The 13,110-nt window shown below is 32.8% G+C and carries 12 protein-coding genes and 1 pseudogene; 9 read left to right on the top strand and 4 right to left on the bottom strand.

The window, feature by feature from the left end:
* From C0512_RS13455 to C0512_RS13430, 6 genes are all read left to right on the top strand, one after another.
* On the top strand, positions 1-738 hold a 738-nt coding region (locus C0512_RS13455), incomplete at its 5' end, for a T9SS type A sorting domain-containing protein (protein WP_290862423.1).
* A gap of 240 nt (positions 739-978) precedes the next feature.
* Positions 979-1,914, top strand: coding sequence for a calcium/sodium antiporter (locus tag C0512_RS13450; protein ID WP_290862421.1), 936 nt, complete (start codon positions 979-981; stop codon positions 1,912-1,914).
* Positions 1,915-2,214: 300 nt separating this feature from the next.
* Positions 2,215-4,404: a glutamine synthetase III gene (locus C0512_RS13445; RefSeq protein ID WP_290862419.1), complete on the top strand. Its 2,190-nt coding sequence runs from the start codon at positions 2,215-2,217 to the stop codon at positions 4,402-4,404.
* Positions 4,405-4,766: 362 nt separating this feature from the next.
* Entirely contained in the window at positions 4,767-5,654 is an 888-nt protein-coding gene (locus tag C0512_RS13440; RefSeq protein ID WP_290862417.1) for an OmpA family protein, read from the top strand.
* 74 nt (positions 5,655-5,728) lie between these two features.
* Positions 5,729-6,907 carry an AIR synthase related protein gene (locus tag C0512_RS13435; RefSeq protein ID WP_290862415.1) on the top strand — a complete coding sequence of 393 codons (1,179 nt, stop codon included), beginning with the start codon at positions 5,729-5,731 and terminating at the stop codon, positions 6,905-6,907.
* 53 nt (positions 6,908-6,960) lie between these two features.
* On the top strand, positions 6,961-7,188 hold the full coding sequence (locus C0512_RS13430) for a hypothetical protein (RefSeq protein WP_290862413.1): 228 nt from the start codon (positions 6,961-6,963) through the stop codon (positions 7,186-7,188).
* 62 nt (positions 7,189-7,250) lie between these two features.
* On the opposite strand, the gene C0512_RS13425 is transcribed toward C0512_RS13430, so the two are convergent.
* The 4 genes from C0512_RS13425 to meaB all read right to left on the bottom strand — a co-directional run bounded on the left by C0512_RS13425 (position 7,251) and on the right by meaB (position 10,051).
* The gene (locus C0512_RS13425; protein WP_290862411.1) at positions 7,251-8,273 is read right to left on the bottom strand and encodes a HipA domain-containing protein; all 1,023 of its coding nucleotides are present in this window, start codon (positions 8,271-8,273) and stop codon (positions 7,251-7,253) included.
* Entirely contained in the window at positions 8,260-8,586 is a 327-nt protein-coding gene (locus tag C0512_RS13420; protein WP_290862409.1) for a HipA N-terminal domain-containing protein, read from the bottom strand. The genes C0512_RS13425 and C0512_RS13420 overlap by 14 nt, the downstream gene beginning before the upstream one ends.
* Entirely contained in the window at positions 8,579-8,812 is a 234-nt protein-coding gene (locus C0512_RS13415) for a helix-turn-helix transcriptional regulator (RefSeq protein ID WP_290862407.1), read from the bottom strand. Before C0512_RS13415 ends, C0512_RS13420 begins: the two co-directional genes overlap by 8 nt.
* 153 nt (positions 8,813-8,965) lie before the next feature.
* Positions 8,966-10,051, bottom strand: a complete 1,086-nt coding sequence (meaB, locus tag C0512_RS13410; RefSeq protein WP_290862405.1) for a methylmalonyl Co-A mutase-associated GTPase MeaB — start codon at positions 10,049-10,051, stop codon at positions 8,966-8,968.
* A 106-nt stretch (positions 10,052-10,157) separates the two neighbouring features.
* On the opposite strand from meaB, the gene C0512_RS13405 reads away from it, so the two are divergent.
* From C0512_RS13405 to C0512_RS13395, 3 genes and pseudogenes are all read left to right on the top strand, one after another.
* Positions 10,158-11,069, top strand: coding sequence for an AEC family transporter (locus C0512_RS13405; RefSeq protein ID WP_290862403.1), 912 nt, complete (start codon positions 10,158-10,160; stop codon positions 11,067-11,069).
* A gap of 33 nt (positions 11,070-11,102) precedes the next feature.
* The gene (locus tag C0512_RS13400; RefSeq protein WP_290862401.1) at positions 11,103-12,497 is read left to right on the top strand and encodes an FAD-linked oxidase C-terminal domain-containing protein; all 1,395 of its coding nucleotides are present in this window, start codon (positions 11,103-11,105) and stop codon (positions 12,495-12,497) included.
* Between the two features lie 143 nt (positions 12,498-12,640).
* Positions 12,641-13,110, top strand: a pseudogene (locus C0512_RS13395) (T9SS C-terminal target domain-containing protein); the annotation flags it as partial.

The following is a 13,110-nucleotide window of genomic DNA, read 5'->3' as shown; positions in this document are numbered from 1 at the left end:
TTGCCTATAAATTTTATTTCACCAAAGAATTTCAAAGTAAGAAGAGTTGCTCATTATCAGGGAATTTCTAGAGTAAGTAATGAAATTGAAATAAGAATTAGAAGTACGCATTCAAATTCAATTTGTTGTTCGCAAATATTAACCTCTAATAATGGAGTTTTTACTCAGCCTACTATTTTGATTGGAAGTATCCCTACTTTTAACTATTCTGTTATACCAACTAATTATAGTTTAATTTCTTTTACAATTTCATATCAATGGCAAAGACAAACAAGAACATCTCCATGGTCAAATATTCTAGGAGCTACAAATAAAGATTACTTACCTATTTCGGAAACATATAATTATAGAAGAATTGCAAAAGTAGACTATCAAATAAGGAGAAATTCTACTAATCTGAATCAAACATATTCAACATTTAGTAATACTGTTGAAGTTGAAAAAAGAGTTAGAGGCAATACTGCATCAAAAAGTAATGATATAGGTAAATCGGAAATTTTTATTTATCCTAATCCTGTAAATGATATTATGTATATTAAAGGCGTTGATACAACTGAAATGTTAAATTTTAGATTATTTGATTTACTTGGTAAAGAATATTTTGCTAATTACATTATTGACAGTAAATCAGATGAAGGTTATTTTGATTTTTCAGGATTATCTGTTGGAATTTATTTTTTACATTTAACAAATAATTCAAATGAATTGATAATAAAAAAAATTATAAAATCTAATTAATTTTATTGATTCTCAGTGGACACAAAATCAAACCTTCAGAATAGTTATAGTACCGGGTTATTTTTCAGGTAAAATAGATTATTCAGATTATAATAAAGTATTGAAATCTTTGGGGCATTCTGAATCTGATGTAAAAAAAATAGATTAATCTTTTGACAATATATTTAGGAAGGTCTTATTTATTAAGACCTTTTTTTATGAGTTATATTTGCTATTTTTGCAATTCTTTGATTTGACAACATGGATTTTATTTTCATTATTTTAGGCTTAGTACTTCTGGTTTTAGGAGGAGATTGGCTTTTAAAGTCAGCAGTTGGGATGTCGTTGCGACTCAATGTTTCCAAAATTGTTGTCGGAATGACTGTTGTGTCATTTGCAACTTCCGCACCTGAATTAATAGTTAGTGTTAAATCAGCTATGGCCGGTTTTCCTGATATAGCTCTCGGAAATGTTGTTGGTTCTAATATTGCCAATATAGGGTTGATTTTAGGAGTTGTCATGATTATTAGTAAGATGAAAGTGGATTTGTCCTTTTTTAAAACGGATTGGCCGGCAATGATTATTGCCTCTTTTCTATTATATGGAATGCTATTGTATGATAACGAGATTAATAGAAGTGAAGGTTTTATTTTGTTTGTTTTACTGATTGTATTTGTAATTTATTTGATTAAATCTCAAAAGAATAGTGAAGAAGAAATTGAAATTCCACTAGACGATACAATGAAAATGTATCAAATTATTTGGTTCTTAGTTATTGGGGGAATTGCACTTTACGGTGGTTCTGAGCTTTTAATCAAAGGAGCAGTAAATGTAGCTCAAACGTTTGGTGTTTCTGACCGAATTATTGCCGTAACCGTTGTGGCGGTAGGAACTAGTATTCCTGAATTTTCAGCTTCGCTTATTGCAGCTATCAAAAAAGAAAGTTCTATTTCAATCGGTAATATTTTAGGGTCTAATATTTTCAATATTTTATCTGTACTTGGACTCACAGCTATTATTCATCCTATCAAATTAGTAGATAATAAATTACTAACTTTTGATATGCTTTGGATGATAGGTTTTGCATTAGTTTTGCTACCATTAGTATTAATGCCTAAAAGAGGATTTCTCGACCGCAGAGCCGGAATAATTTTACTCATCGGATATATACTTTTTGTGTATCTTACATTTGCCTAATTTTTTTAGAGGGAATAACAGATTCTTAAATAATTCTTGAAGCTATTCATATTTTAATATATGGACTATTAATTTAGTAGTCATATTTAATTTATAAACTTAAACAACTGTAGCCTAAAAAATTTTGTGACTCAAAATCCGTAAAACTGTCAAATGCACAAAATTTAGTCACATTTAATCGATAATATTTACAATTTGTAGATTTTACCCCTAAAAAAATAGGGGTATACTTGTTTTAAAATAATTTTTAAATATATTTGCACCATAAAATAATGTGGTTAAACCTTTAAAAATAATTTTATGTCAACTTTACGTTTCCAAGCATTAAAAGATGCATCAGACAGAAAACCTGTAAAATTTGAAGAGTCCGGAAAAAAATCGGCTCTTTTTGGATCCAATGTGTTTAATGATAAAGCGATGAAGCAGTATTTAACTTCAGATGCTTATAAAGGAGTAAAAGATGCTGTTCAGCACGGAACAAAAATTGATAGAAAATTAGCAGATTATATCGCAATGGGTATGAAAGAGTGGGCTTTGGCTAAAGGCGTAACACATTATACGCATTGGTTCCAACCTTTAACCGGTTCAACGGCAGAAAAACATGATGCTTTTTTTGAAACATCCTATGATGGTTCAGACCCGGTTGAAAAATTTGGTGGTGGTCAATTAGTTCAACAAGAACCTGATGCTTCTTCTTTTCCAAATGGAGGAATCAGAAATACTTTTGAAGCTCGTGGCTATACCGCTTGGGATCCAACTTCTCCGGCATTTATTTTCGGAACAACATTGTGTATACCAACTGTATTCATTTCTTACACCGGCGAAGCATTAGATTATAAAACACCATTATTAAGAGCTCTTCATTCCGTTGACGAAGCAGCAACCGATGTATGTAAATATTTCGATAAAAACGTTAAAAAAGTAACCGCAACTTTAGGTTGGGAACAAGAATATTTTTTGATTGATTCAGCTTTAGCAAACTCTCGTCCTGATCTAATGTTGACAGGAAGAACGTTGTTAGGCCACACTTCTGCCAAAGGACAACAATTAGATGATCATTATTTCGGTTCAATTCCTTCTCGTGCTTTAAATTATATGAGAGAATTGGAAGAAGAATGTATGCTTTTAGGAATTCCTGTAAAAACCCGTCATAATGAAGTTGCTCCTAATCAATTTGAGTTAGCTCCAATCTTTGAAGAAACAAATTTAGCGGTTGACCACAATTCACTTTTAATGGACGTAATGTCTAAAGTTGGTGAAAGACATGACTTTAAAGTACTGTTCCATGAAAAACCATTTAAAGGTGTAAACGGTTCAGGTAAACATAATAACTGGTCAATGGCGACTGACACTGGAGTAAATTTACTTTCTCCCGGAAAAACGCCAATGAGTAACTTACAATTTCTTTCGTTTTTTATCAATACCATAAAAGCGGTAAACGAATATGAAGAATTATTACGTGCTGCTATTGCAACAGCCAGTAATGACCACAGACTTGGTGCAAATGAAGCTCCACCGGCTATTATTTCAGTTTTCATTGGAGAACAATTGACAAAAGTATTGGCAGAACTTGAAGGTGTTTCAAAAGGAAAATTATCGCCTGAGGAAAAAACAGATTTGAAATTGAATGTAGTTGGTAAAATTCCGGATGTTATGTTAGACAACACGGATAGAAATAGAACTTCTCCTTTTGCTTTTACAGGAAATAAATTTGAGTTTAGAGCAGTTGGTTCTTCTGCAAACTGTGCTAATGCCATGACAACCTTAAATTCTATTGTGGCGAAACAATTAAAAGAATTCAAAAAAGAAGTTGATGCATTAATAGAGAACAAAGATTTAAAGAAAGATGAAGCAATTTTTAATGTATTAAGAGAATATATCAAAGGAACTAAAAACATTCTGTTTGAAGGAGATGGTTACAGTGATGCTTGGGAAAAAGAGGCTAAAAAACGCGGGTTAAGTAATCACAAAACTACTCCGGCTGCTTTGAAAGCAAAAATTTCTAAAAAAGCATTAGATTTATTCAAAGATTTAAATGTAATGAACCACATCGAAGTGGAAGCTCGTTACGAAATCGAATTGGAAGAATATACTAAGAAAATTCAAATTGAGGGTAGAGTTCTTGGAGATATTGCCCGTAATCATGTTATTCCAACTGCTATTCGTTATCAAAATACATTAATTGAAAATGTAAGAGGGCTAAAAGAGATTTTTGGAAAAGATTTTGAAAAAATAGCCAAAGAACAAATCGTTTTAATTAAAGAAATTTCTTTACATATTGAAGGAATAAATACTAATGTAGAAGCGATGACAGAAACTCGTAAAAAGGCAAACGCTTTAACGGATGCTCAAAAAATGGCCGAAATGTATTGTGATAAGGTGAAACCTTATTTTGAAGTTATTCGTGAACATTGTGATAAATTGGAGCTTTTGGTTGACGATGAAGTTTGGACATTAACAAAGTACAGAGAATTGTTATTCACAAGATAATCAATAGATTACGCTTTTAAAAAGCCACGTTTCAAACGTGGCTTTTTTACTTTTAATTAAATTTTTTAATGAAAATGGTTGCAGTATAAATTATTTTTATATTTTCGTATCGCTTTAAGCAACAAATGCCCCCGCATTGAAAAAAATCTAGATATATAGCCGTGGAAGTATAGTGGTATTTAACAGTGAGTTTTCTGTGTTCAAAAATACTACATCAAAATCTTTTTGATTTTGATCACAACAAAACTAAATTTCCAACAAATTAGCACTAAAACGGGTGGGATGACGAAAGTTATCCCACTTTTTTTATAGACATTATGAAATTATTATTTTGTATTTTCGTTATATTATAAAATTCCTTTATGAAATCTATTTTCAGTTTGTTTTCACTTTTTTTTTCTATTCTGGTTCTTCAAGCTCAAGAACAGGTTTCATGTTATTTTGATTCTAATAAATCGGAACTTAAAAAAACAGAATTTCAAAAACTGAACGATTGGATTGTAATAAATAAAGATATCAAAATTGTTGCAATCAACGGTTTTACAGATGAAGATGGAACGATTGGTTTTAACGATACTTTGGCTCAAAAAAGAGTTGACTTCATTTATAATAGTATAAAAGATAAGGTTAAAATTAGAGAAGATTTTAAAACTCGAAGTTTTGGTGAATTACATTCGCAAAGTGAAAAAAAGGCTGAAAACAGAAAAGTTACTATTTATTATATTGAAGCAAAAGATTTAGCTAGAGAAGATGAAATATTAGGGATAAAAAAAGAAGAAACAGTTATACTTTCTAAACAAAAAAAACAATTCCCACAATCAATAATTATCCAAAACCCTAACGGAACTGAGTCAGAATTTTCACTGAATGTAGAATTTATGCAAAAAATAGATGAAGCTCAGCCGGGTGAAAAATTAAAAATTGACAATCTGAACTTTCAAATAAATACTTTTATCATAGTAAACGAAAGTCGAGGAAAATTATATGAATTACTCATCGTGATGCAACAAAATCCCGAACTTAAAATCGATATTCAAGGCCATTTATGTTGCATGCCTACTGACCGAATGAATTTGTCTACCCAGCGTGCTAAAGCCGTTAGTCAATTTTTGCGAATGAACGGAATTGAAAATTCACGGGTGACTTATCAAGGTTTTGGAAGTTCAAATCCAATCTATCCATTACCTGAAAAAAATGAGGAAGAGCGTGCAGCTAATCGTAGAGTTGAAATATTGATAATACAAAATTAACTTTTACCTATAGTGTTTTTAAATTGTGACATTTTCACATTAATCCTATCTTTGCCAAACACAACTACACAACTATGAGTTCGGATACCAGCAAACGTTATGCTCTTCGCGGAGTTTCTGCCGCCAAAGAAGATGTGCATAATGCCATAAAAAATATTGATAAAGGTTTATTTCCCAAAGCTTTCTGTAAAATTGTACCCGATTATTTAACCGGTGATAATGAATATTGCTTGTTAATGCATGCCGATGGAGCCGGCACAAAATCGTCTTTAGCTTATTTATATTGGAAAGAAACCGGAGATATTTCCGTGTGGAAAGGAATTGCTCAGGATGCTCTTATCATGAATATTGATGATTTGCTTTGTGTTGGTGCAACCGATAATATTATGCTTTCCTCGACTATTGGACGGAATAAAAATCTAATTCCTGCTGAGGTAATTTCTGCCATCATCAATGGAACTGAAGAATTAATTCAAGAATTAAAATCGTTTGGTGTCACCATTCATTCCACCGGAGGAGAAACAGCTGATGTGGGAGATTTGGTTCGAACCATTATTGTAGATTCCACCGTGACAGCTCGAATGAAACGCAGCGATGTGATTGACAATGCCAACATTAAACCCGGCGATGTGATTGTAGGTTTGGCCTCGTTTGGACAAGCTTCTTATGAAAATGAATACAACGGTGGAATGGGAAGTAACGGTTTAACTTCTGCTCGTCATGATGTTTTTGCTAAGTATTTAGCAGAAAAATATCCTGAAAGTTTTGATGCTGCCGTTCCTTCCGATTTGGTTTATTCTGGTCAAGTAAAATTGACTGATGCAGTTGAAAATAGTACGATTGATGCCGGAAAATTAGTGCTTTCCCCAACCAGAACGTATGCTCCAATTATCAAAACGATTTTAGAGAAATATTCTCCTAAAGAAATTCACGGCATGGTGCATTGTAGTGGAGGTGCTCAAACGAAGATTTTACATTTTATTGATAATTTGCACATTATTAAAGATAATTTATTCCCGATTCCGCCCTTATTTAAATTAATTCAGGAGCAATCAAAAACCGATTGGAAAGAAATGTATCAAGTCTTCAATTGCGGTCACCGAATGGAATTATATGTTCCGGCAGCAATTGCTAACGACATTATTGAAATTTCAAAATTATTCAACGTTGAGGCTCAAATTGTCGGAAAAGTAGAAGCATCTGAACATAAAAAATTAACAATTACCAGTGAATTTGGTAAATTTGAATATTAAACTCAAATTTTTAACCCGTAACTCGCAACTTTCAACCCGCTAACCTTTAAAATATGGACTTACCAAAATTCGTTTTAGCAGACAATACCGATTTTCCTGAAGATATATTTGTCATTCATTTAGAATATCCTCGTTTTATAATCAACTTAAAAGATGATGAAGTTGAAATTATCGAAGAAGTTGATGTAGAAGATGAAAAAGACCTCGAAACCGAAATGGAAAAGCTAATTGAATTAGCCGGAGCTTTTTATGATCGGGAGATGGAACGATATGAGGAGTAAATTATTCTGAAAATCCGCCAATAAACATGCCTCAAAAAGTAAAACACTATTTTGAGGCATTTTTATTTTAATCCTAATTGTTTGTATCGGCTTTCGATTAAGGCTAGATACTTCATTCTGAACTCCTCATTCACAAAACTTTTTCCCAAAACCACTTCCATTTCAGGTTTTGCATATACAAAAAGTTCTAACGTATTATCCAATACTTTTTTACTTAATCCACATTTTTCGTATACGGACAAAAAATCGTTGTATTTCAATTTTCTTTTTTTGGCATTCAAGGTCAAAGCCAATTCTTCAGTATCAGCCGGATTTACTAATGCTGTTGGCACTAAATCATAAGCCGGACATAAACTCAAACCTTGCCCTTCTTTTTCCAATAAAGAAAAATTCTTCAAATGCATATCGGAGTTTCCTGTGAAAAAACTAAACAATACTTGCTCATAAAAATTACTCACATCTAATAAGGGCGAGCTTGAATATTTCAATATTAACTTAGCAACTTGTTCATGACTTCCTTTGTATTTGTCTTCAGTGAGTCTTTCGCTCAATTGGCACATGTCTTCCATGTGAAGTTTACCTTTTCGGGTTCTGTCCACTCGTTTAGTGATGTAGCAAAGGGTTTCATCTTGTAATTTTACTAAACTATGCGGAACTACTTTTATGCCACAAACATCAGCCATGTGCATGGTAGCACTTTCCAACTCCGGCAATTGTTCATAATGTTCCGATGGTGGTTTTAGTATGTAATCACCATAAAGTCCAACGATGGTAAGTTTTTTGGTTAAGTTTTTTTCTTCTTTTCTAAATAAACTCAACGAAACTTTGGCTTGAACTCCTGTTACCGCCATTTGACTTTGGATAACCTTTGAAGCTAACTCTTGCAGATTATCCAAGCTATAATTGAGTTGTGGTGTTTTTAATTGTCCAAAAAAACGTTTGTTGCAAGCTTCATGAAAATCTGAACTACTGTCAAAAAGTGGTTTATAACATTGCAAACAGCGTTTTCCGTAGAAAGTACTTTTTTCGTGTACTTCCATCGGTTGATTTAAATTTGCTAAATATTTCTTTTTATAGTTCTTCATTTTTAACGACACTTACAGCTCCAATGCAATCTTTACAGCAGGTCAGGAGCAATCCCATTCGGTCTTTATAATTTATTTTCCAATTTCTTTCGGCTATATCTAAAAGCCATCCTTCCGGAATTAGACCGTCAAAAAAGGAAAAAAGCGTTTTGCTTTGATAAGGTTTTTCAGTTAGTGGTAAAGTGAGACTTATTGCTCGTGCATCGTTATTTTGCAAATAATCTTTGTTATATACAAATGAATATCCAGCGTCTGTTTCACTTACAACGCCACAAAAAATATTTTTCATATATACATTTCCACTTCTATTCATTGCCTAATAATTTCGCTCTATCCATCGGAACTGCACCTAAAGTTTCGCCAAACAGACGCAATACGTCATTCACTTTGTCCATTCGTAAGGTATTTTTTCCTTGTTCTAAATCTCTCACGAAGCGTAAACCAACTCCGGCTTTTAAAGCTAGTTCCGGTTGCGTTAGTTTGTTTTGTTTACGTTTGGTTTTAATGTGAACGCTAATATTGTTTAGATTTTCCTTCATTTTTATACCTTTTAAAGTACAAATATATGATTTTTTTAAAAATTAATACCTAAAAAGGTATATTTTATATTTTTCTTAATATTTTATACCTTTTATGATATAAAATATGATTTTTATTCAATATTGTACTAGTTAAGGTATAATTTTAGAATTTTATTTGAAGTAAGTGGAAAGTAATTCTAAAGCTGCTGAAAAAGGTGAAATTTCATTAGAAGAAACTGCTTTTTTCTTTTTATCCAATAAATTGATAATTTCAGGATGGGTATAAAAATGATTTTTCAATTGTTCGTTGATAGTTTCCATCATCCAATATTGATTCTGCTCTTGTCTTTTTTCTTCAAAAAAATGATTGGTTTTTGTCAATTCAAAATAATCTGAAATGGTTTTCCAAACGTTTTCAATTCCTTCTTTGGTATAGGAACTACAAGTAGAAACAGTTGGCATCCAACCCGATTTTTTGGCTGGAAATAAATGTAAGGCTCGATTAAATTCGGTTTTAGCCAATTTTGCTCGTTGTATGTTGTCTCCATCGGCTTTGTTGATAACGATAGCATCAGCCATTTCCATGATTCCGCGTTTGATTCCTTGTAATTCGTCTCCGGCACCGGAAATTTTTAATAATAAAAAGAAATCCACCATACTGTGAACGGCTGTTTCGCTTTGTCCAACACCTACAGTTTCAATAATAATAGTATCAAAACCTGCTGCTTCGCAAAGAATAATGGTTTCACGTGTTTTTCTGGCTACACCACCTAAAGTTTCTCCAGAAGCGGATGGTCGGATATAAGCGTTTTTATCTTTAACTAGTTCTTCCATTCTGGTTTTATCTCCCAATATACTGCCGTGTGAAATCGTACTGCTGGGATCAACCGCTAAAACAGCTACTTTTTTTCCTAAGGAAGTTAACTGTTTTCCAAATGCTTCAATAAAGGTACTTTTTCCAACACCGGGAACACCGGTAATTCCGATTCGAATAGATTTATTGGCATGAGGCAAACATTTCTGAATGACTTCATTGGCTTTCGCTAAATGGTCAGCATTGGTGCTTTCAACTAAAGTAATTGCCCGACTTAAGAAAGTGATATTTCCTTTTAAAATTCCGGCAACCAATTCATCGGAAGTGGTTGATTTTCTTCGAAATTTTTGGACGGTTTCTACTGACCGTAAATTTATCGTTTCAGGTGAAACAACCCCTGCTTTTTCGTGTAAGGCGGATGATTTTGAATTTGGTTTAGTCACAATGCTTTTATTTGAAAGGTAAAGTTACAAAAAGAAAAAGGATGCTTCATTTTTCGTACCGATTTTATCCACTTAAAAGTGTATTTTTGAGGTCAGAATGTCAAGTATGGATACTATTTTTCTAGTCTTTTTTTGCCTTTTATTGGGTTTCGGATTACAGTTTTTAAAATCCTTTCCCAAAAATGGTTATGTAGCTTTAAATCATTTTGTTATTTATATTTCTCTGCCGGCATTAGCCTTGTATTATATTCCTAAAATTGAAATAAGTTCCAAGTTACTTTTCCCGATTGGTGTGGCCTGGCTAGGATTTGCATTGTCCTTTATTTTCTTTTACAGTTTAGGAAAATGGTTGGGTTGGTCCAAAAAGTTGATTGGATGTCTTGTTCTGACCGGTGGTTTAAGTAATACATCTTTTATTGGATTTCCTATAATTGAAGCATTATACGGACAGGAAGGACTTCAAACAGCTATTGTTGTCGATCAACCGGGTTCTTTCGTTGTTATTTCCACATTAGGGATTGCGGTTGCTTCAATTTTTTCAAAAGGTGATTTAGATTCTAAACTAATAGTTAGAAAAATTGTGTTTTTTCCGCCATTTATAGCCTTTGTATTGGCATGTATCTTGAACTTAGCAAAAATTGATTTTCCTTTATTTCTGCAATCTGTTTTCCAAAAAGTGGGAGGTACTGTAACAACAATTGCTTTAGTTTCCGTTGGGTTACAACTCAAAATTGATCAACAGAGTCGCCATTGGAGTTTTCTGGCTCTGGGATTATTTTTTAAATTAATGCTAATGCCTTTCTTTTTTATCATTTTGTATAAAGTTATTTTCAATGGACAAGGACTTGCCGTTGATGTTTCTATCATGGAATCCGCTATGGCTCCGATGATTACAGGAGCTATTTTAGCAACGACCTACGGATTAAAACCAAAATTGAGTAGCATGATGATAGGTGTTGGAATTCCATTGTCTTTTATTACGTTGGCATTTTGGTATTGGATACTTTCCTTACTATAATTTTTTTACCTTTATTCAATTAAAAATACGCATATGCAACTTACGGCAGAAATAATTCAAAAATTAGAATCAATGGTCGGGCCATCATTCATCTTTACAGATAATGAAACCCGAAATAATTATGGTCATGATGAAACGGAAGATTTAGTTTTTCCTCCAAATGTAGTTGTGAAGCCTTCCAATGCCCTTGAAATTTCTGAAATTTTGAAATTGGCTAATCAATTTAAAATTCCGGTTGTTCCCATTGGAGCCAGAACGGGATTGAGTGGAGGAGCTTTATCCGTTCAAGGAGGAATTGGCCTTTCGATGGAACGATTCAATAAAATTTTAGTTATCGACGAACAAAATTTGCAAGTAATCACCGAACCCGGAGTAATTACACAAGTTTTACGTGAAGCTGTTGCTGAAAAAGGTTTATTTTATCCTGTCGATCCGAGTAGTATGGGAAGCTGTTTTATCGGTGGAAATGTTGCAGAAAATTCCGGTGGTGCCAGAGCGGTGAAATATGGGGTGACCAAAGATTATGTTTTGAATTTAGAAGTCGTTTTGCCTACCGGAGATATTATTTGGACCGGAGCCAATACCTTAAAAAATTCAACCGGTTATAATCTTACACAACTGATGGTGGGCAGTGAGGGAACACTTGGAATAGTAACAAAAATTGTTTTGAAATTGTTACCTAAAAACGCGTATAATTTGTTAATGTTGGTTCCGTTTTACAAAGCTCATGAAGCCTGTGAAGCAGTTTCTGCTATTTTCAGAGCCGGAATTATTCCAAGTGCGTTAGAATTTATGGAACGCGATGCGATTGATTGGACACTTCAATTTGTGGATGGATTGAATGTTACAGTTAATGAGGATATTCAAGCTCATTTATTGATTGAAGTGGATGGAAATTACCCTGAAATTTTGATGGCTGAAGCCGAAAAAATCATGACGGTTGTAGAACAATTTCAAATTGATGATATTCTTTTTGCGGATACGGAAGATGAAAAAAATGCCTTGTGGAAAATGCGTCGCAGTGTGGCTGAAGCGGTAAAAGCAAATTCCATTTATAAAGAAGAAGATACGGTTGTGCCTCGCTATGAACTCCCAAAATTGTTAAGCGGAATCAAAACTATTGGAAAAAAATATGGTTTTCAATCGGTTTGTTATGGTCATGCCGGTGATGGTAATTTGCATGTCAATATCATCAAAGGAACTATGTCCGATGAAAATTGGAAAACTGAAGTGCCTAAAGGAATTCGGGAAATTTTTGAATTAACGGTTTCATTAAAAGGGACACTTTCAGGCGAACACGGTATTGGCTATGTTCAAAAGGATTATATGTCTATTGCTTTTTCTAAAACACATCTAGAATTAATGGAACGGATAAAATTTGTTTTTGACCCGAATGGTATATTAAATCCGGGAAAGATTTTACCATGATAACCAAATGTTTAAATATATTTTACTAATTTTAAAGCAACCTTTTCGTGTTAAATGCATCTTAAAATAAATTGATTTAACAGAATAGCAATCATATCCAATTAATACAACATTTTAGTGTTGTTGCATGAAAATAAATCATTATGATAAAATATCTACTTCTTTTCCTCTTAGCTTCCTTTTCAGTTGAAGCACAAATTGTAAACATTCCGGATGCAAATTTTAAAGCGAAATTGTTGGAGGCGAGTCCTCAAAACGAAATTGCAAAAAATCAATTTTGGCAAAACATTAAAATTGATGTGAATGATGATGGTGAGATTCAGGAAAGTGAATTGTTAAATGTTTTTATGCTTAGAGTTGATGAATCTTCAATTTCATCGTTAGAAGGTATTTTATTTTTTTTAAATTTAAACTATTTGTGGGTCCAATATAATCAACTAACTAGTTTAAATTTATCTGGCTTAAATTCTTTAATTGGTGTGAATTGCTACCAAAATCAATTGAGTAGTTTAGATGTTACAAATTGTTTTTCTTTAGTAAATTTAATGTGTTATAATAACAACCTTACTTCACTCAATGTTTCTGGGTTAAGTAATTTGAGTGCTTTAAATTG

This window comes from Flavobacterium sp., assembly GCF_013822155.1.
GTDB lineage: Bacteria > Bacteroidota > Bacteroidia > Flavobacteriales > Flavobacteriaceae > Flavobacterium.
Note: the sequence above shows the minus strand (reverse complement) of the source record. Positions and strands in the feature narration are given on the sequence as shown.